This is a genomic window from Microtetraspora sp. NBRC 13810, from assembly GCF_030268685.1.
Lineage (GTDB): Bacteria > Actinomycetota > Actinomycetes > Streptosporangiales > Streptosporangiaceae > BSRQ01.
Genome location: NZ_BSRQ01000030.1, coordinates 1 through 19602, shown reverse-complemented (window position 1 = coordinate 19602; position 19602 = coordinate 1). Strand labels below are relative to the sequence as shown.

19 protein-coding genes are annotated in these 19602 nt (G+C 67.7%); 9 read left to right on the top strand and 10 right to left on the bottom strand.

Annotated features, from left to right (window positions below):
• Positions 1 to 80: 80 nt before the first annotated feature.
• Positions 81 to 608: a DinB family protein gene (locus QSK26_RS38315; RefSeq protein ID WP_285780263.1), complete on the bottom strand. Its 528-nt coding sequence runs from the start codon at positions 606 to 608 to the stop codon at positions 81 to 83.
• A 73-nt stretch (positions 609 to 681) separates the two neighbouring features.
• Between QSK26_RS38315 and QSK26_RS38310 the strand changes: the two genes are divergently transcribed.
• The 3 genes from QSK26_RS38310 (at position 682) to QSK26_RS38300 (ending at position 3045) form a co-directional block, all read left to right on the top strand.
• The gene (locus QSK26_RS38310) at positions 682 to 1320 is read left to right on the top strand and encodes a TetR/AcrR family transcriptional regulator (RefSeq protein ID WP_285780262.1); all 639 of its coding nucleotides are present in this window, start codon (positions 682 to 684) and stop codon (positions 1318 to 1320) included.
• A gap of 2 nt (positions 1321 to 1322) precedes the next feature.
• Positions 1323 to 1916, top strand: a complete 594-nt coding sequence (locus QSK26_RS38305) for a DUF2087 domain-containing protein (RefSeq protein WP_285780261.1) — start codon at positions 1323 to 1325, stop codon at positions 1914 to 1916.
• Positions 1917 to 2481: 565 nt separating this feature from the next.
• A complete protein-coding gene (locus QSK26_RS38300) occupies positions 2482 to 3045 on the top strand; it encodes a dihydrofolate reductase family protein (RefSeq protein WP_285780260.1) in 564 nt (187 codons plus the stop codon).
• 75 nt (positions 3046 to 3120) lie between these two features.
• Here QSK26_RS38300 and QSK26_RS38295 read toward each other — a convergent pair whose 3' ends face one another.
• Positions 3121 to 3510 carry a MarR family winged helix-turn-helix transcriptional regulator gene (locus tag QSK26_RS38295; RefSeq protein WP_285780259.1) on the bottom strand — a complete coding sequence of 130 codons (390 nt, stop codon included), beginning with the start codon at positions 3508 to 3510 and terminating at the stop codon, positions 3121 to 3123.
• A gap of 90 nt (positions 3511 to 3600) precedes the next feature.
• Here QSK26_RS38295 and QSK26_RS38290 point away from each other — a divergent pair, with 90 nt between their 5' ends.
• Positions 3601 to 4632 (top strand): NADP-dependent oxidoreductase, encoded by a 1032-nt coding sequence (locus QSK26_RS38290; RefSeq protein ID WP_352244475.1) that lies wholly within the window; start codon positions 3601 to 3603, stop codon positions 4630 to 4632.
• Positions 4633 to 5065: 433 nt separating this feature from the next.
• Here QSK26_RS38290 and QSK26_RS38285 read toward each other — a convergent pair whose 3' ends face one another.
• From QSK26_RS38285 to QSK26_RS38270, 4 genes are all read right to left on the bottom strand, one after another.
• Positions 5066 to 5770 carry a ricin-type beta-trefoil lectin domain protein gene (locus QSK26_RS38285; RefSeq protein ID WP_285780258.1) on the bottom strand — a complete coding sequence of 235 codons (705 nt, stop codon included), beginning with the start codon at positions 5768 to 5770 and terminating at the stop codon, positions 5066 to 5068.
• Between the two features lie 987 nt (positions 5771 to 6757).
• Positions 6758 to 7246 (bottom strand): VOC family protein, encoded by a 489-nt coding sequence (locus QSK26_RS38280; RefSeq protein ID WP_285780257.1) that lies wholly within the window; start codon positions 7244 to 7246, stop codon positions 6758 to 6760.
• A gap of 66 nt (positions 7247 to 7312) precedes the next feature.
• Positions 7313 to 8266 carry a helix-turn-helix transcriptional regulator gene (locus tag QSK26_RS38275; protein WP_285780256.1) on the bottom strand — a complete coding sequence of 318 codons (954 nt, stop codon included), beginning with the start codon at positions 8264 to 8266 and terminating at the stop codon, positions 7313 to 7315.
• A 137-nt stretch (positions 8267 to 8403) separates the two neighbouring features.
• Complete coding sequence (locus tag QSK26_RS38270) at positions 8404 to 8547, bottom strand: hypothetical protein (RefSeq protein WP_285780255.1); 144 nt, start codon at positions 8545 to 8547, stop codon at positions 8404 to 8406.
• A 676-nt stretch (positions 8548 to 9223) separates the two neighbouring features.
• Here QSK26_RS38270 and QSK26_RS38265 point away from each other — a divergent pair.
• On the top strand, positions 9224 to 10291 hold the full coding sequence (locus tag QSK26_RS38265) for an LLM class flavin-dependent oxidoreductase (RefSeq protein WP_285780254.1): 1068 nt from the start codon (positions 9224 to 9226) through the stop codon (positions 10289 to 10291).
• Positions 10292 to 10358: 67 nt separating this feature from the next.
• Here the strand turns inward: QSK26_RS38265 and QSK26_RS38260 are convergent, their stop codons facing one another.
• Positions 10359 to 11516, bottom strand: coding sequence for an aminopeptidase P family protein (locus tag QSK26_RS38260; RefSeq protein ID WP_285780253.1), 1158 nt, complete (start codon positions 11514 to 11516; stop codon positions 10359 to 10361).
• Between QSK26_RS38260 and QSK26_RS38255 the strand changes: the two genes are divergently transcribed.
• Positions 11510 to 12883 (top strand): glycoside hydrolase family protein, encoded by a 1374-nt coding sequence (locus QSK26_RS38255; RefSeq protein ID WP_285780252.1) that lies wholly within the window; start codon positions 11510 to 11512, stop codon positions 12881 to 12883. The genes QSK26_RS38260 and QSK26_RS38255 overlap by 7 nt on opposite strands.
• A gap of 173 nt (positions 12884 to 13056) precedes the next feature.
• Here QSK26_RS38255 and QSK26_RS38250 read toward each other — a convergent pair whose 3' ends face one another.
• Positions 13057 to 14169 carry a winged helix DNA-binding domain-containing protein gene (locus QSK26_RS38250; RefSeq protein ID WP_285780251.1) on the bottom strand — a complete coding sequence of 371 codons (1113 nt, stop codon included), beginning with the start codon at positions 14167 to 14169 and terminating at the stop codon, positions 13057 to 13059.
• 171 nt (positions 14170 to 14340) lie between these two features.
• On the opposite strand from QSK26_RS38250, the gene QSK26_RS38245 reads away from it, so the two are divergent.
• From QSK26_RS38245 to QSK26_RS38235, 3 genes are all read left to right on the top strand, one after another.
• The gene (locus QSK26_RS38245) at positions 14341 to 14940 is read left to right on the top strand and encodes an RNA polymerase sigma factor (RefSeq protein ID WP_285780250.1); all 600 of its coding nucleotides are present in this window, start codon (positions 14341 to 14343) and stop codon (positions 14938 to 14940) included.
• 2 nt (positions 14941 to 14942) lie between these two features.
• Positions 14943 to 15839: a CU044_5270 family protein gene (locus tag QSK26_RS38240; RefSeq protein WP_285780249.1), complete on the top strand. Its 897-nt coding sequence runs from the start codon at positions 14943 to 14945 to the stop codon at positions 15837 to 15839.
• A gap of 534 nt (positions 15840 to 16373) precedes the next feature.
• A complete protein-coding gene (locus tag QSK26_RS38235) occupies positions 16374 to 16619 on the top strand; it encodes a hypothetical protein (RefSeq protein WP_285780248.1) in 246 nt (81 codons plus the stop codon).
• A 348-nt stretch (positions 16620 to 16967) separates the two neighbouring features.
• Here QSK26_RS38235 and QSK26_RS38230 read toward each other — a convergent pair whose 3' ends face one another.
• Both QSK26_RS38230 and QSK26_RS38225 read right to left on the bottom strand, forming a co-directional pair.
• A complete protein-coding gene (locus QSK26_RS38230; protein ID WP_285780247.1) occupies positions 16968 to 17990 on the bottom strand; it encodes an ATP-binding protein in 1023 nt (340 codons plus the stop codon).
• A partial coding sequence (locus tag QSK26_RS38225; RefSeq protein ID WP_285780246.1) for a TnsB C-terminal domain-containing protein occupies positions 17981 to 19602 on the bottom strand: 1622 nt, incomplete at its 5' end. The genes QSK26_RS38230 and QSK26_RS38225, both read right to left, overlap by 10 nt.

Here is a 19602-nt window from a genome sequence, read left to right as displayed (position 1 = left end):
CCACCCAATGATCACTTGCGCAGTCCTGACGAGAGCCGCCGACCAGACTCGCGCCTGTTTCGGTCCCCGAATCGCGCACCTCACCCCGAAGCGGCCCGCAACAGCCGAAGCTGACCAATCTCAGTGACGTTCTTCATCAGCTCGGAATTCACCCAGGCGACCATATGGGCGACGGTGTGCTTAGAGTCCCTTGGCCATGGGAGGGCGGGGGCCGTAGCGTCCAAGTCGGCGTCGGTGAGGCGATCCAGCACCGCCAACCAGTCCTCGCGGAGGCTGCGCAACCACTCGATGGCGGTCCTTCCATCACCTGGCCAGGCGATCTCGGCCCTCTCCCGCGGTGTCCGGTCCTGAGCGTGATCGATGGTCACGCTCCACCACCAGCCGATATGCCAGCTCACCCAACCGATCGTGGGAACCGGGACGGGGTCGGGCTCGATCTCCGCCCAGTCGGGCACCCAGGTCCCCTCGATGTCCGGGCGCACAGTCCAGCAGCGGGAAGCGGGCTCCCACAGGAAGTCCGCAGGCTCCATCCGCTCCAGGTGGTAATCGAACAGCGACCAGGTCAAGTCGAACTGCCAGCGCAGCAGCTCACATCGGGATACATGCATCGGTTGATTGTGACGGAACCTGTAGCCCATTGCAAAGATGCAGTCGGCTTAAGTTTTGCAGTAGACTCCTCTTGTGCAGGAAGGACTGCGGGAGCGCAAGAAGCGGCAAACTCGGCAGCGTATCTCCGAGGTGGCCATCGGCCTGTTCGTGGAGCGCGGCTTCGAGAACGTGACGATCGCCGAGGTCGCGGCGGCCGCCGAGGTGTCGGTCAACACCGTCTACAACTACTTCGAGTCCAAGGAGGATCTTGTCCTGCCGCAGGAGGAGGCATCCCCGCAGCGACTGGCCGACATCGTGCGGCAGCGTCGGCCTGGGGAGTCCGCGGCGGGCGCGGTGCTGGCGCGCCTTCGGGAGGAGGTGCGCGGCCGCGAGCGCCACGTCGGGCTGAGCGCCGGATTCGGAAGCGTACTGGAGATGATGCGAGCCGCGCCCACGCTGTCCGCCCGACTGGAGGACCTCGGCCGCCAGATGACAGACGCGCTGACGGTTGTGCTCGCCGAGGAGACCGACGCATCCGAGTACGATCCGCTGCCGCGCGCGGTCGCCTGGCACATCGGCTGCCTGCACGCACTGGTCATGACCGAGATCGGCAGGCGAACCGTGGCGGGCGAGCGTCCCGACGCGATCGCCGAGGCCGTCCTCGAACTGCTGGACATCGTGGAGAGCCTGCTTGGTGAGCGAGTCCTGGGTTATGCCGTACGAGAGGAATGACCGTGTTCAGAGAGACGATCAGAGGCAAGTCCAAGGGCTCGACAACCGGAATGGACACCATGAACACAGCCCCCACCGAGGACCATTCACCCTCCTGCCGCGACTTGGTCGGTCTCCTCGCCCAGACCGACCGGCGCGCCGCCTACGCGGCCCTCGCCCTCGGCGCGACCTCCGTGACGGAGGTCGCCGAACTGACCAAGCTCCGCCCACCGGCCGCTGCCGCGGCGCTGCAGAAGCTGACGGACGGCCGGATCGCCGCCTTCGACAGCGAAAAGCGCACGTACACGCTGCTCGACGACACTTTCCGGCTCGCAGTCCAGGCCGAAATCAGGGTCTATGGTCGGGGCAGTGGAGACGGGGCGGGCTCCTACTTCCGCCGTGGTCGGCTCACGTTCATTCCGGGCAAGGCGGAGGTACGCAGCCGTGTTCTGGCCGTTGTGAAGGACTCGTTCGAGCCCGGCGTGACTTACTCCGAGGCCAAGGTCAACGCGATCTGCGGCGAATGGTTCGACGACTGGGTGAGCCTGCGCCGTGCCCTCGTGGACGAGGGTCTGTTGCGCAGGAACGAGTCCGGCACCACCTACGAGCGCGTCTGACGGATGGTGCGCGTGTTGGACGCAACTTGCGGCCGGTTGGACCTCCCCACCGGCAACTGGTGGCAGGCGTGAGCCTGTTGGGACAAGCACCTTTCAGAGGGCCAGAGTGTGGACGGACCAGCCAACTGGAGGAGGCACGGAGCCACTTGGTTCGCGTGGCCTACCGCCAAGAGGAATGGCCCCGCCCGGCCGGGGCAAGGCCTTCACCTCCTGCACGACCGCCTCGACCGACATCCACAGCCGCGACCGGCGGGTAAGCTCCCGTATCCGGTCACGGGCGTGGATCATCGCCTTGTCTGCGGGCCAGCGAGCAAGGAACACCACGCCTCTGCTTCCAGTGGTTGCGCCTCTCCCGCGAGAGCGCACCATCCGATGGTGAAACCCAGAATCAAAACCAGGGCCTTGCCTACCCACGCCGACCTCGAAGACGCCGTCAGCCATCTCCCCACCGATCAGTAGGACCACCGCTGACCTGGGCGAACTCAATCGCGAGTCCTACCGACACCCCGAGTTCTGCGGCGGCGGGCGGTCGTACTGTCGAACCCGTCACAGAGGAGGGCTTCTGATGCGCAGCGTGACCTATTCGATGGCCGTGTCGCTGGACGGCTACGTCGTCGGGCTGGACGGCTCCTTCGACTGGACCCCACCCGACGAGGAGGTCTTCAACCTCGCCACCGACGAGGTGCGCGGGGCCGGCGTCCACCTGCTGGGACGACGGCTGTACGAGACCATGCTGTACTGGGAGACCACCGACCAGAACCCGTCGCTCGACTACTCGACGCGCGAATTCGCCGCGCTCTGGAAGGCGCTCCCGAAGGTGGTGTTCTCCACCACGCTGTCGGCGGTACGGGGCAATGCCCGCCTGGCCTCCGGCGGCCTGGCGGAGGAGATCGAGCGGCTGCGAGCCGAGCCGGGGGAGGGCGACATCGCGATCGGCGGCGCGACTCTGGCCGCCGAGGCGGCCGCGTTGAATCTGATCGACGAGTACCGGGCCAGGGTCTGCCCGGTGCTGGTTGGCGGCGGCGTTCCGTTCTTTCCCCAGCACGAGCGCCGGGTGGATCTCGACCTCGTCGAGACCCGCGCCTTCAGCTCAAGAGTCGTCTACCTCCGCTACCGCGTGGCGCGCTGAGGTAGCTGGTTTTGTTCTGGCGAGGGGTCTCGCTGGGCTTCGGCCAGGGTCTTGTGCACGACGCGACCGAGACCTTCACTCCGGCCCGGGCCGGCCCAGCAGGGCCGGCGTGCCGCGGCCGGCGGCGCTGGACTCCTCGAAGGCGGCGTAGAGGGCGGCTCCAATGGGGGTCCGGACGATCTGCCGGGAGCGGCCGTCGTCGGGGTGAGGCCGACGGTGTACGAGATCGCGCGCCTCGAGCCTGCGGATGATCTGGGTGATATTGGACGCGTCGCAGCTGAGTTCGTCGGCCAGTTCCCGCATCCCGATCTGCCGGGTGAGCCGCCCGAGCACACAAGCCTGCGCCACGCTTAGCCCCTGCTTCAGGGCGGCGGTTTCGTATGCGCGGTCGTAGGCATCGACGAAGTCGAACATCGCCCGTTCGGCATCGGTCGACGCGGCGACGGGCCCCGAAGGTACAGCCATGGGGCCGATCCTACCAAGAACTTGATGGGCTCAAGTATATGTGCCAACGTAGATGCTTAATTGGATCAAGTATCTGCGGGAGATATTCCGATGATGGTCACCAGCAAGGGACGGGCCCGGGAGTGGCACCTGGCGCGACGGCCGCAAGGGCAGGTGTCGGCCGACGACTTCGCGCTGGTCGAAACCCAGATTCCCGAGTTGCGGCCCGGTCAGGTCCTGGTTCGTAACACGCATCTGTCGGTGGACCCGTACATGCGTGGCCGGATGGACGACCGCCCGTCTTACATCCCGCCATTCCCGCTGAGCGCGCCCCTGGAAGGGGGAGCGGTCGGCGTGGTCGTCGAGTCTCGTGCGGACGGTGTCAAGCCGGGCCAGGTGGTTGAGCACTTCCTGGGCCTGCGCGAGGCCACCGTGATCGAGGCGGCCGGGGTCGTACCAATCGACACCGACGATTTGCCCGCCGAAACCTATCTCGGCGTGCTCGGCGTGACGGGCCTGACCGCATGGCTGGGCATCACCCAAGTGGCGTCGGTGCGATCCGGCGACACGGTGTTCGTCACGGGAGCGGCCGGGGCGGTCGGGAGCATCGCCGGTCAGATCGCCCGGCTGCGGGGAGCCAAGCAGGTGATCGGCAGCGCGGGATCGTCCGCCAAGGTGCGCCATCTGGTCGACGACCTCGGTTTCGACACCGCCTTCGACTATCGCGACGGTGCGGCTGGTGAGCACCTTGCACAGGCCGCCCCGGACGGCATCGACGTGGTCTTCGACAACGTCGGCGGCGCCCAGTTGGAGGCCGCGATCGACCGTCTCCGGGTTGGCGCCCGGCTAGCCCTGTGCGGGATGGCCAGCCAGTACGACGGCCGGGAGCCACACGGCCTGCGGAACCTCTACCAGCTGGTCACCAAGCGGGCGACCGCGCGCGGCTTCCTGGTCACCGACCACCAGGACCAGATGCCCGCCTTCCGCGCCGAGGTGGGTTCCTGGGTACGCTCGGGCGAGATCGTCCACCGGCAGACGGTACTGGACGGCATCGAACGGATGCCCGAAGCCCTGCTGGGCCTGCTGCGCAGCGGAGCGCCCACGATCGGCAAGGCCGTCGTCCGGCTCCAAGAGCAGGCCTGACCCGCACGGTGCCGGTGACCGGAGCCCGAGGCAAGACAGGACGCGAGGTGGCCGCCCGGCTACGCCGCTTCTGGCCGCCACCGGGGCGACAGGCGCACTGGCTGTCTGGCGGCTCGACACCGCGGGCGGGGACCGGCTTGAGGGACGCGTCCACGAGCGCCCCATCCTGCGAGCGTCCCTTCGTCTAATTGCCCCCGTCGGTACGGCAGGCCAGGCGATCAGCGCTCTCGGGTCATGCCAGTGCATATGTCAGGGGAGGTGTCCTATGTCTGTGGTGCGGGGCATCTCACGTGATGCGCGTGCAGAAGGTCGCCCGCCCGCGCGGTTGCGGTGCAGAACCAGCCAAGACTTCCACTGTGAGTTGCATGGGCGCGGGTAGCCCCAGAAAGGCGTTCCCGGTCGATGCCCGGGAACGCCTCGAAGGTCACGCAGGCTAGTCAGGGCGTGCGCACGTGTTGCCGGCACAAGTGACGGACCACCACTGCTGTGACTGGAAGTTCTTCTGCCACAGCTGAACCTGCGCACCGTTGCCGGGAATGGTGGCGTTCCGGTCCGCGACCGTATTGCCCCCGCCGTAAAAGCGCTCGTTGTAGATTGCAAGGTCGTTCGCATACATCCAGAACACTTGCTGTGAGGAACCGTTGCAGCTCCAGAGCTGCAATCTAGTGCCGTTGGCCCCGCCGCCGATGAGGTCGGCGTCCAGGCACTTGCCGCGGAAACGGGCGCTCTCCAGATAGCCGTCGAGCCACCAGAACCACAGCTGCTGCTGTGACCCGTTGCACTGCCAGACCTGCACCTTGCTGCCGTTGGCCCCGCCGGCGTTGATGTCCACGTCCAAGCACTGGGACGCGTGGACGCGCCCGGAGAACCTATTGGTGATCCTTACCCAGTTAATAGGGTTCGCGGCGCCTGGTACCTCCAGTTGGCTCTGCTTGAGGGGGCCGAGCGACGCCGGACGAGTCGGTGCCGATGCCGGGGCCTCGGCGACCTTGTTATTCGATGAGGATGGTGTGCCGGCCGCGTGCGGCTGGGGGGCGGCGAGCGCCGGTGGCGATACGGTTGCTACCGTAAGGGCGGCGGCGATTATCGCCGCCGCCCAACTTAATTTTCGTATACCGGATAGTGAACTGAGTTTCATTAGAGAATTCTCCTCTAGCGAGCGGTTAGACGTCTTTTGAAGCTAAATGCCCGGGCATTCATGAGTCAAGTGAAGTAAATCACAGTGTCCGAAATTGGGGCAGGGGAAGCGTGGTGTCCTGATGGGTAGTCAGCCGGGTTGCGGCACGATGCTGGGCAGCGGAAACTCGGGCTTGTTCATGGCTTGCCGATAGGCCCGCACGTAGCCGAGCTTCGGTCCGGCCGGGGTGACGCGGTCCCCGGGCCGCACATGTTGCCTGGGATATGATCCGCCTCGTCTGGCTCCGGCGAGCCAGCAGGGCGGACATCGAAACCTTCGTACGCCACCTCCGGCGCCACACAGGCGCCTCGTAGACGTCGAGGCCACTCGCCGGCTACAAGGGAAGTCCATGCTCGGCGAAATCGCCACCGGCCCAGCGGTCGGTGAGCGGCCCCGGACCAGGATGCTGATCAGGCTGAAAGCCGAGTGCCTCCCAGCCGGTGCGCGGCCACCAGCGGCCGGAGTTGCCGGAGGTGCCGTACACGGTGAGGAACCGGCTCGGCAGAGGGTCGCGTGAGCACGGGGGTGGCCGCCCGCGTGTCCGAACCTGTGCTGCTGAATCGGCATGGGGATGTTGGTGGGCACGGCCGTGCTCTGGTCATGCTGGGCACTCGGGTATCTGCTCTGGCGTTCGGTCCTCGCACGCCAACAGGCCCGCTGATCTGGACCTAGACGTTCACCGAACCGCGTCTCTGCGCCGTCGTCGTCGACCGGCTCACCTTCAATGCCACCCTGATCGAGACGGGCACCGACTCCTGTCGGCTCGCCCAAACTCAAGCTCGGCGCACACCCAGACGACCACCGCTACGTCCTACCGGCGACAACGCCTGCCTGTATGGCCGCCGCTGTCCCCCGCACTCCTCTCGAGCGGGGATCGACAGCGCTGGAGGGGGAGCCAGGTGAGATTGTGGACCACAGCGGTGCGGCGTACCTCCAGGTCGCTCGGGGTCAGCTGCGGGGGAAGATCTCGGTCTCGGGGCGCTGCATGTACTCCATCGCCGCGGTGAACTCCGGGTCGCCGAAGCGTCGCTCCATCTCCTCGGGCGTCACATCCTCGATGCGGGTCTGGATCCACCACACGTTGCCGAACGGGTCGCGCACCCGTCCGACCAGGTCGCCGAACGCCAGGTGGGTGACCTCCGAGACGGAGACGCCTCCCGCTTCGACCGCCTGGCGGTGCACTGCGCGGGCGTCCTCGACGTACAGCCGGAGGAACGCGGGCGTCGCGGGCCAACTCGGGTCGCCGTCGAACAGCATCACGATCGCGTCGCCGATGCGGACCTCCGCGTGTTCGATCACCCCGCGTGCGTCGATCACTCGGCCCAGTTCCTCGGCGCCGAACGCCTTTCGGATGTAGTCGATGACCGCGGCCGTGTCGCGGGAGATGATCCACGGCGTGACGGTCGTGTAGCCCTCGGGGATCGCCTTGACAGACATCTGGGTGCCTCCTTGAGTGCCGGAATGTGCCACCGACACTAGGCCGCGTGTAGGTCAGTTTCTGACCTACACGGCACGAAGCGTCCTGGCCGCCATCTCGCGCAGGTAGTCGATCAGCTCGGGCGGCTCGTGCACCTCGAACTCGCACCCCAGCATGACCAGCCGGAATGCCAGCCACTCCAGGGTGTCGCTCTGCCCGGACAGGCGGCAGGTGTCAGCGTCGATCGGCTCCAACTCGCCCGCGGCGTCGCCGAGGCGGGCCGCCACCTGCTCGGCCGGGGCGTGCAAGGTGGCGACGGCGCGGAAGGTGGGAGCCGTCGAGTACAGCCTGGCCGTGACGAAGGCTGCGGCGTCCTCGGCGGGCGGCGTCCTCGGCCGCACGCGTACTCCGGTCGGGCGGGGCTCGCTCACGCGGTCCACGCGAAAGATCCGCCAGTCGTCCTTGTCGTTGTCGAAGGCCACCAGGTACCAGCGTCTGCCCACGGTGACCAGGCGGTACGGCTCTACCAGCCGCCTGCTCGCGGTGCCGTCGCCCGCCTCGTAGGCGAAGCGCAGCTGCTCGTGGCCGGCCGCGGCCCCGGCGATCGCGGTGAGGATCTCCGGGTCGATGTCCGGCCCGGAGAAAGGAGGGGGAGCCTCGGTCGCGGCGTGCAGCGCGCCGACCCGGTGCCGCAGCCGGGACGGCAACACCTGCTGGAGCTTGGCCATCGCGCGGACCGACGCCTGGTCGATGCCCGCGACGGGGTGCCTGGCCACCGTACGCAGGCCGACGGCGATGGCCACGGCCTCCTCGTCATCGAGCAGCAGCGGCGGCATCGCGGTGCCCGCCACCAGGCGATAGCCGCCCTCGCCGCCCATCGTCGCGTGTACCGGATAGCCGAGGTCGCGCAGCCGCTCGACGTCGCGGCGGATGGTGCGCTGGCTGACCCCCAGACGCGCCGCGAGTTCGCTGCCCGGCCAGTCGCGCGGAGCCTGGAGCAGGGACAGCAGGTTCAGCAGTCGTGCCGAGGTGCCGGACATGTCACCAAGAATGCCAGGATGCCGGCGCGCTACGACCGGCGTGACGAACCCAGGCCAACAGGTCGTCCGCGACCCGAAGAAGAGTGTCTACCTGGGGAGCACCACTGCGGCGGTGCTCCCCAGGTCGGTGGTACGGCTCAGTGCCAGGGCTCCCCGGCGATGTGCCAGGGCTCCCCGGCGGCCACTTCCGCGCCGGCCGGAGTCGCGGCTTGGGTGATCACTACGGAGACGCCAACCGACGTGAGCGCGGTCAGGAGGGCCAGGGCGATTCTGCGGCGCATCTGTTCACCTTTCGCGAAGGGGCTGAGACACCCGTCACGGACGGCGGCCATTCGTATCCACCAGGTCGGGCGTCAACCCTATTGACATCTGAATGCCTACCTGTTTAATACGCCTGGCGTTTGTTGTGCACCCGGTTGCCTGGGGAAACAAAATCGCCGCCGCGGCGAATGGGATTTACTTGCCTTTTCACCTCAGAGTGGTGCCGCTCCGCGAAGCCATCGCCGCCGTGCGGCACACCGGGACCGCGGCGAGCACCGATATCTGCAGGTCGTCCAACCGCCCGCTGCGAGGTCAGTTCGGAACGTTACGTGTACCGGGCCGGTGGTCCTGTGGTCGGGAGACCATGGACCACCGGCCTGAGATCTACCACCAAATAGTGGCAGGGAGCTTCTTGACGGCGTTCTTCGCATCCTGGATCTGGTTGTCGCGGTGGTAGTCCTGAAGGGATATCCACCGGCCGTTGCGACAGATGTGGTTGCCGATCTGCACATTTTCGTTCCAGTACTCGTTCTCCCTGGTCTGCTCATGGACCTTGTAGCAGCCGGCCGACGCCGCGGCGGCGGGTTGGGCGCTGCCCCCGCACCGCAGGCGGGGGCCAACGCCACCGCTGACGCAGATTGCCGCCGTCTGGTGTCAAGCTGGGGACGTTCGATTCTTTGCGCCTTGGAGGTTTTGATGCGTGCAGGCGTCGTGGTCACCGCACATCCCGGCGTGGAGGACCTCGCCGTACAGGCTGAGGAGTTGGGCCTGCACAGTTTCTGGCTCAACGACACCCCGATGGTTCACGGCGACCCCTTCGTCGCCCTGGGACTGTGTGCGAAGGCCACCAGCCGAATCAGGCTCGGCATCGGCGTGACCTCACCGGCGTTGCGCTCGGCCCCGGCCGCCGCGAGCGCGTTCGCCAGCCTCAACGCCCTGGCGCCAGGCCGGATCATCTGCGGGGTTGGCACCGGGAACACCGCCCGGCGCACGCTGGGCATGCGGCCGACCACGGCAGCCACGATGGAGAACTTCACCGCCGCACTGCAGGACCTGTGTGCCGGACGCACGATCGAGTACCACGAAGGGGACCGAGTCCGCGACGTCCGATTCCTGCACACCGAGGCGCACGCGAACACGGCCGACCCGATCGAGTTCGTCGTGGCCGCGCTGCCGGGATCGAAGGCGGCCGCCGTCGCCGGCCGCCGCGGCACCGGCCTGATCTCCTTCGGCCTGCTGGACCCCGCCGCGTGGCGAGCACTGCACGATGCCCGCCGCCACGCCGCTCACGACACACCACGCGACCCCGGCTCCCGCATGGACTCCTACGTGGTCACCGCGCTGCACGTACTCGGCGAGGACGAGGACCCCCACGGCGACGCGGCCAGGGACGCGACCGGCCACCTCGTCCTGTCGCTGCTGGCCTTCGCCGCCGACACCGCCGCCGACGCACACGCTTTCGCCGAGCAACTCGGCCCCGAGGAACGCGAGGCGGTGCGGCGACTCCTCGACCGGCGCGGCACCACCGCCACCGCATCCGACCGGCACATCAAGCTCTACCCCAATTACCTCGGACGCATCGCACCGGAGGACCGGGACCTGGTCCTGCCCTCACTGATGAACACCCTGGCCTTGGTCGGCACCCGCAACGACCTCCGCGCCCGCATCACCACCCTGGAACAGGCCGGCATCGACGAACTGCTCATCCAGCCGGTGATCGACCCACCCACCGAGATGGCCCAGCTAGCGAAACTCCTCATCTGAGCGGACCCGCCCGCGGTCCACCGACATCAAGCTGGGCTTGATGTGAGTGAGCGGACGGTGTGTTCGGTCAGGTTTGGTGCGAGTTCAGCGTTGCGCACAGCGTGTCGATCTCCTCGCTGAGTTCGCCCTCGCGGTAGCGCTCTGGGCGGGCTGCGGCGCAGTCGTGCATGTCGATGCCGAGCATGTGGCCGAAGGTGTGGAGCGTCCAGCGCCGGTAGAGCATGGAGGCGGGATCCATCGCCTCGTCGGCGCTTATCCGCAGCACGCCCAGGTCCACCAGGCCCTCGGCGAGCGCACGCATGCAGGTGAGGTGAACGTCGGCGAAGCTCACGCCTGGTTTGACGGCCTCCATACCGGCCTGCTGGGAGGCGTAGACGATGTCGTAGACCTCGCGCTGGAGCGGGGAGAATGTTCCCGAGACGGGCAGGGTTCGGGTCACGTCGGCGGTGTAGAGGTGGTTGTTCTCCACTTCGAAGCCGCGGACGGTGGCGTCGACCGCGTCCTGCAGCTGGGCGATCTCCCACTCGTCTTTGACGAGCTTCAGTTCGGAGATCGCCGCCGCGAGCTCACGGTCGCGGGTGCCTGTGGCGGGCACGGCCGCGTCGACCCGGAGGTCCAGGCCGCGCAGCACGCGGGTGCGGCCCTGCGCGCAGCGGGCCAGGACGGTGTCGAGTTCGGCGAGCGGGGTCGTGTCGATGCCCAGTTCGGTCGTTTTCTCCGCCAGAGTATGACGGCGGCCGACCCACAGTTCGCCATCCCTGTCACGGAAGAACTCGTCAGTCTCCCGCGAGCAGCGCTGCCTGGTGTACAGGAGGGCGTCGTGGCCGTCGCCGCTCGGCCACAGGATCAGTACGCCGTCCGGATCGTGATCGCCGGTGAGGTAGGCGAAGTCGCTTCCCGGGCGAAAGCGGTAGAACGTGTCGTTGGCGCGTACCTTGGTCGGCCCGGTGGGGATGATGAGCGTTTCTCCGGGGAAGGCGCCAGACAGCGCCGCGCGGCGTCGCGCGTAATGGGTCACTGCCGGCTGGGGCCGTACCTCGATCGGACGGTCCAGCCACCCGGCCCGTATGAACTCCAGCAGCTTCTGCGGAAAGTCCGAGTCGTGCGAGGCCGTACGCGCGTCGGACGATGGACCGGTGCTGGCTACATGGACGCAACGATTCGCGTCAGGAACCCTGCCATGATCGCCGTGGTTTCGATCTATGGAAGGGATGCGTTGTGGCACATCAGATCGGCTTCTTCGGCAGGGTGGTACGACCCGTCATCGGAGTCGCGGTGGCCCTTGCCGTGCTGGCCGGGACCCAGCCGCCGAGCACCGCACAGGCGGCGGCGGCCGACGTCACGATCGACTTCGGCACCGCCTTGCGAACGGTTCCGCGCAGCACCTTCAGCGCCGACATCACCGGCTATGGCTATCAGCACTACATCACCAACGATCCGCAGCACCGCGCCATGCTCACCGGCCTGTACGGCTCCGCGCGGATGCAACTCGTCTACACCGTCCCCGGCGATCCCACCAGCGACATCGTGGCCGGGGGCGCCGGGGCGGACCGGACTGTCTCCGGTGACGACTGGGTGTCGTCGATCCGGGCCCTGGGCGCCGAGCCGATGATCATCGTGCCGGAGGACCCGGTGGACGCGGCCAACCTGGTCCGCCATTTCAACAGCGGGGCCCGCAAGGTCACCCGTTGGGTCGTCGGCAACGAGCCCGACCCGCGGATGGACGCGGCGACCTACTCCGCGAAGTTCAACGCCGTCCACGACGCGATGAAGGCGGTCGACCCCGCCATCTCCGTCGGCGGCCCGGCGGTCTCCAACCCCAACATGGACTACATCCGCGACTTCCTGGTCGGCAGCGGCAGCCGTACCGACTTCGTCGACTTCCACAAGTACGGCGCGGGCGAGTTCGCGGTCTGTGACTCCGCGCTGCTCGCCGCCACACCCGAGTGGGGCGCCGACGTCACGGCGGTCCGCGCGCTCATCCAGGAGTTGGCACCCGCCCGGGCGGCGCGGATCGGCGTCCAGATCGGCGAGACGAACTCCGACTGGGGCGTGCATCCCTCCCCGGCTGGCTGTGACAACATCGGGTCGGAGGCGGTGCAGTACCGCAACACCGCCATCTGGTGGGCCGCGAGCGTGTTCGGCCACCTGGCGCGGGCGGGCGCGTGGGGGTTCGCCTACGGCGACAAGAACGGCGCACTGGGCCTGCTCTACGACCAGCCCAACCCGAACGGCGCCGGCATGAACGAGCGGATGCCCGTCTACCAGGGCCTCGGCTTCTACACCGGCCAGCAGGGCACGTCGCTGGCCCACTTCGGATCGACGCTGGTGAAGTCGTCGACCACCCTCGAAGGGGTGGAAGTGTTCGCTTCGAACAACCCGAAGGTGGTCGTGATCGTCAACAAGGGCACGACCGAGCGCCAAGCCGTGATCTCCGTCGGCTCCGAGGTGACCACGGCGAAGGGCCACCAGAAGGACGGCCAGACCGTGAGCTACGCCACCCCGGCCCCACTCGGCGCCAAGCCGGTGGTGAACGGCACCATAACCGTGACCCTCCCAGGTCCGTCGGTCACCCAGCTCGTGCTGTCGTGACCCACACGGGCGTCACGCAAGCGTGAGGTGAGGCGGGGGCCGCCGCCGTTCGACGCCGGCGGCCCTACCGGCGGCTGCGGTTCTGGGAAGCAGGGCCTCCATCTCAGGTGGGCACGGCTTGGGCGCGGGTGATACGGCGGCGCAGCGCCGGCGCTGCCTGAACCCGCGACCGGTCACGGCCAGCGCACCTCCGGGGTGCGTTCCACGAACCGCGCGTAGTGCTCGAACGCCTGCTCAACCTTCGCCCGGTCGCTTCCATGGAGTGGTACGAGCGGCTGAACGGCGATCCGCACCAGGCTCTTCGCGAGAGTACGTTTCCAGGTGGCCACGACGCGGCCGGCGCGGACCACGGTGGACTGGAAGACCCCGTTGTTGCCGGGGATGATGGCCGCCTTGTGCTCGTCGGCGACCATGAGCGAACGGTCCTTGTAGCCCAGCAGGTATTCGTCGAACCCCGGCAGTACGAGCATCTCGTCGTCGCCGGGCGGTGGCGGGGCGGTGTCGAGGAGCGCGGCGTCGAGGTACGTCTCCACCCCGTCGACGGTCACGCGGGCCAGAGCGTCGCCGGCCACGGCGATGCCGCGTTTGGCGTCGGCAGCGGTCAGGCCGGTCCAGCCTGCGAAGTCGTGCCGGGTGGTCGGCCCGTGGCCGCGGAAGTAACGCAGGGCGATGGTGCCGAGCGCCTCGTCGCGCTCTGGCCGGTGCGGGTCGGGGACCCACTCGTCGAGCAGCACGAAGCTCTGCTCCTTGCCGATGTTGGGGGCGAGGCACAACTGGCCCCGCTGGCTGGCGTACCACAGCAGGTGGTAGCCACGCTGACCGCTGGTGTCGATGCCCTTGTCGGCGAGCACGGCCAGGCACTCCGACCGGCTCAGCCGCCCGCCGCCGGCCAGAGCCGCGCCCAGCACCTCCATGGCCTCGGCGACGGTCTCCTCCGAGAGGCCGAGTTGTTCGCGCCGCCGCGCCGCGCCGTTCAGCATCCGGACGCCCATCAGTTCGAGCATCCAGCGGGCATCGCGGGACGGGACGAAATGGATGGTGCCGCGCATCGGCCACGTACGCAGCGCCTCACGCCGCTCCAGCGCGGCGGTGACGTCGGCGGCGGTGTATTCGGGCAGTCGCGCGCCGAACGACCACAGACCGCTGGCCAGGTCTTGCGCCTGCATCGCTCCGAGCCAGGTCACCACCGCGGCCACGCCTGTCGCTTGGCCGGCGCAGCCGGGCGACGCTCGCAGCAGCAGGCTCGACATCCGGAGGCCGAGCGCCTGCTGGGGGGTGAGTTCCACTGGTGATCGCCTCCTGTTCCGCCAGCGTAGCCTTCGCCACCGACAATCCGGCCGATGTGATCGCCTGCTGGTGCGCCGGGATGGGCGCGGTGAAACGCTTGTCCGCCCATCGGCGAAGGAGGGCGACAGTTCAAGCTACGGAAGGCAGACGATGACACGAAAGATCTGGATATGGCCGCAGTGACCCGGACCCTTCCGGTCCAGGAGGGCAGCGACGCGGCGATCATTGAGCAATCCTGGCGAGACCCGGAACGCTTCGCCGCAGTCTTCGACCGTTACTACATACAGATCCACGGGTTCGCCGCACAGCGGTTGGGGCCGAGCCTGGCCGACGACGTGGCCGCAGAGACATTCCTGGTCGCCTTCGACCGACGCGACCGCTACGACGTGTCCCGAGAGGATGCCCGGCCCTGGCTGTACGGGATCGTCGCCAACCTGATCGCCCGGCATCACCGGGCGGAGGCCAGGTGGTATCGGGCGCTTTCCCGGACGCCTGTCGCGCAGGCCGACGACGGCCACGCCGACCAGGTCGCAGGCCGTGTCGACGCCCAAGCGCATCGGGCGCCCCTCATAGCGGCGCTCGCGAAGCTGCCCAGCTCGCACCGGGAGGTGCTCCTGCTCGTCGCATGGGGCGGGCTGAGTTCGGAGGAGGCGGCCGAGGCGCTCGGCATCACCGGCGCCGCCGTCCGCACCCGGCTGCACCGGGCCCGCAAGACCCTGCGCGCCTCGCTGAACGGCGCCGCGCTGACAATGATCGGAAAGGACGGTTGACCATGGACGACATCGAGATGCTGCACGCTGTCCGCCCCCAGCCCGACGCTCCCTCGCCCGCCGCCTACACGGCCGCCCGCGCGGCCCTGCTGGAACGGGCCGCCGGTGCCCCGTCGCTCACAGCGCGCCGGCGCGTCCCCTGGCGGCGGGCGCGGTGGGTCCTGATCCCGGCGGTCGCCGCGGCCATCACCGCCGCACTCGTGGTCGTGCCGGGCCGTTTCGGCGACTCCCGGCCGCCGATCACGAGTTCGCGGGACGTCCTGCTCGTCGCCGCCGACACCGCGGAGCGCACCCCTGAGGGCACCGGGACGTACTGGCACATCACCATCACCAGGAAGGGGGCACCGACCCAGGAGTACTGGTACCGGCGCGACGGTCATTTCTGGATCAAAGGCAAGGGGCTGAAAGGAGGGGGCAAGCTCTTCGAGTGGCCGTCAGAGTCCCAGCCTTTCGCGGTGGGGCCGTTGCGCATGACCTTCGAGGAGCTACGGTCGCTGCCCGCTGACGAGGACGCCCTGTACACCCGGCTCCGGGCGGCCGTCCCCGCAAGCGGTGTCCGCCCCAGCGGAGAACCGATCACAGCCGCCGAACAGGACGGCGCCGCCATGCGGGCGCTGCTCTCGCTGATCAGTGAGGCGCCGGTCTCGCCCCAGGTCCGTGCCGCCGCCTACCGAGCGCTCGCCTCACGACCGGGCGTCGTCGACCTCGGCGAGACCGACGGCGGGCGACACCTGCAGATCCCGGTGGCTTCCGGCAAGGGCACCCTGGTCGTCGACCCGGACACCGGGCGGATCCGCGAAACCTCCGTTTGGGCTCCGCTCACAGGCGGAGTGGCTCATACCCAGAACGGCATGGTGACGATCGACGCTGAATGGACGGACCGGCTCCCGCCCAGGTGAAGAGCGCCTCTGTTCTCCCCGCAGATGTCCTGTCTCATTGAAGTTGGCGCATGGGGTGGGCTCTGACCTGGGAGGCGCCATCTTCAGTGAGACACCGATTGCTTGGTGTCTCACTGAAGATGGCGCGCATCGACCGGATACGCGCTTGCATCTCATCGGATCTGGTGCGTGATCATGGAATCGCTTGTGTAAAGGTGGTCCGCGTCGTGCTCGGGTGGTGCGCCGCCGGTGATAGGTCCATTCCCACTGGTGCGAGTGGCGTTGGCGGCCCACTTGAGGATCGAGGGCGATATCCATCTCGTCTTGGATCCACTTGATCACAGGATCCCAGCGGGGGACCCAGCAGTGGGGATCCCACCTGTAGGTGGGGGCGACGGTGCGGATGAACTCAGCGAAGAACCGGTCCCGGGTCCGCTGGTCCAGGGCGAGATGCCGCCAATAGGGCGTTGCGATCAATCGTGTGAGCGCGATGATCTGCGGATATTCGGATGCCATGACGGTGGGGTGGTCCGGGGCAAGGCGCCAGCTCCCGCCGTGAAAGACCTCCATGTGCCGCTCGAAGTCGTGCGCCAACATGTGATCACGACGCCAATCGTGGACGATTCCTTCAGCAAGTTCGAAAGCCAGGCGAACGTCACCGGACCCATAGCGGCGCACCAGTCGCCGGTGCTGAACGTTGGCTCGCAGGACGGCCGGATGCTGGGTCAGCGTGGGCTGCTGGCCTGGGTAGCCGCCGCTCCGCAACCATCGTTGATGGCGCAGGCAGACGACCTCTTCTGAGCGCATCCAGCACACGATCCATCCCTGTGCGCCGCGAGCAAGTTGACACTGTCGGCACGGCCGCCGCGTGTGCCGGAAGGGTTCGCCGGGAGAGAGACGTCCCAGGCATGGAAGTGCTCTGCGCAGGATGGCTTCGGGGTAGCCGGCCACGGCGGCCAGTCGTTGCGGTGATGTGGGGTAAATCGACCGCTCGTTGGCGGACACGTAGCGGCGCAACGCCTCAGGCTGGAGCCTGTTCAGGTCTGCAAGGCGTTCGATGTAGGAGAGGGTCGTCTCGCGGTGGTAGGGCGGGATGACCAGCGGCAATCGCTGCGGGGCAAGGAAGTAGGCGGGGTAACGCATGGGCGATCACCCTTGGCCTTCGGACTCGGCGGCGTGGTCAACGGGGATTTCGTCGAGGAGCTTACGGGTGACGGCCTCCTGACCTTCCAGGATGGCAGTGATCGCTCCGGCGCGGATCAGGTGCGACAGGCTGCCGATCATCCCTCCGGTGCGGCGGTGGAGATACTTGGCGAGTTCGAGCAAGGTGCCCGGCTGATGCCGGTGGAGGCGGAGCTCGCCTTCCATGGTGGCGACCAGGCTTTTCCATTCAGCTTGGTAGGGGAAGGGCCGGGTGTTGATCAGGACACAGCGGCCAGCGATCTGCTTGCCCCGCACTCCGGTGAACAGGCCAGAGTGTTCGACGTTGATGCCGGCGTAGACGAATGTGGCGGGCAGGTGCTCGGTGAAGTACTTCAGGTGGTCAGACATGTCTTCGCCGGCGATGGTGGCGAGGTTGAGGTTGTGGATCTCATCGACCAGGACCAGCTCGCAGCGGGCTTCGATGAGGATCTGGCAGACGGCGTCGGCGATGTCGGTAGTGTTGGCCGAGCGCTTGACAGAGGGCAGGCCGAGGAAGCGAGCGAACTCCATGGCCAGCTTGCGCGGGGAGCCTTTCGGCGGTGTGGTCACATAGACGACGGGGATGCGGTCCCGCTGGCCGGGATAGCGATCGCGGACCATGAGTTCGTGAGTGCGGCCCAACTGCTTGATCGCGGTGCTCTTGCCCGTGGTCCACGCGCCGGAGACGATCATTCCGCGGCGGGCGCTGGTTTCCCGCCGGTTCAACAGAGCCAGCAGGCGCCCCTGCTTGGCGACCTCACGAACGGTGGAGGTGGCCACGACGGCCAGTTCGGAGTGGTAGTTGATGCGCGCGTCGTCGTAGGAAAAGCGTTCGCCATCGCTCAGTACGCGTGCCTGCTCCTCTGGCAGCAGGTCGAAGCTGGCAGGACGATCGTCGACGAAACGACGCCATCCGGTGAGGGTCGTTGTGGGATCGCGACGGTCTTCGGTTCGAGCGTCGAGTAGTTGGGGGAGATTAGTCACCACCACCGCTTGGCCTCCTCGTGCGCGTCGAAGACGCCGAGTGGAATGACCTCGGCCAGCGGTTCGTCGTCATCCTCCGAAGGGTCGGGCGGTGAGGAGTCCCGCGCTGGTGGCGGTTCGGGGCGTGGCCAGGAAGGTTCGGCCGTGGCCCGGGTCCGGGCCCTGACCTTGCGATCTTTGGCGGTGTCGGTGCGGTCGGGTCCTTCACCAGCACGGGTGAGCAACTGGTTCACGACTTCGACGATCTGCTCCTCCGTGGGCCGGTCTTGGCCTCGGCGGGCCAGGATCTGGCGGGCGTGGTCCCAGGCCATGTCGCCGAACGGGGCGGCGCTGCTGTGCAGGTGCCGCCAGAAGGCAGTGATCCAGCCGCCATCGTGGTGGTTACGAACCCAGACCCTGCTCACGTCGTAGGGGTCGTAGTGCACCTCCCACAGATTCTTCCGAGCGGCGACGCCGGAGGGCTGGTGGCGCAACGCGGTGAGTGCCTCGTCGTCGTAGATCCGATGGTTGATCTTCACGCCGTATGCATTGATCGCCCGCCAGACCGCAGGGAGTAGCTCGATGTAGTCCTCACCGGACAGCGCGACCGGGACGCACCCAGCGACCTCGACCAACGCGGCGTACTTTTCGTTCGGGGTCGCGGACAGTCCAGGGGTCAAGGGATGGCGCAGGCCGTCGTGGGGCCGGTTCTGCCACTTGGCGATCAGCCACTCATCCAGCAGCTCCTGCAGCTGGGATAGTGGCCAGAGGGACTCTTCGCCGACCGCGCGGCCGCGATACTCAGCCGAACGCCCTGTGTAGCCGGAAACGAACTGGGCGAACAACGTAGCCACCGACCCCAAGGTCCGCTCGATGTGCGGCTTGTCGGTCCCGGTGCGTGGGTGGGCGGGCTGCAGATTGATTCCGAGCATCCGACACGCGGTGCGGAAGTTCGCCGACAAGAACGCCTTACCCTGGTCGCAGACGATGGTCTCCGGAACGATGACCGGCCGAGCGGCCGCGTGTTCCAAGCGCTGGTCCAGCTCCAGCAGCCGCTGATAGGGCAGCACTGAACGAGCCATGGACAGCGCTTGAGCCCAGCCGGGACGCATCGGCTCCGGCGTCACGGTCCGTGCCAGCAGCAGTGCCGCGTCCACCGACTTGGTGGCGGGTCGCAGCACTCCTGCGGTGACCGTGCGGGTGGCCAGGTCGACCATGCCCGTCAGCTCCACCCGTCCGGCCACCCCGTCATCCAGGACTACCAGCACGTCCAGCGGGGTGGAATCGATCTCCATCAGTTCACCAGGCCGGGCGGCGGTGAGCTGGCTGAACGGCCCGTCCGGACGGCTGGCCAGCGACCGGCGAGTGCGGGCGGAACCGGTGGTGTGCCGCCCGCGGGAGAGCCGGTCGAAGATCCGGTAGAACGTCGCGCGGGAGGGCATCGGGACATCGGACTGGTCGGCGAGCATCTGGCCGACCTTCCAATAGAAGTAGCTCGCGGTCCTGGTGGACTGGGGCATTCCCCCTTGAACGAGGACACCTCGAAGACTGGATCTTGAGGTCCAGGGGAAGAGATGTTCCTGATGGTGATGAAGAACTACCCACCCGAGTTCAAGGCCGACGCGGTGGCGTTGGTGTT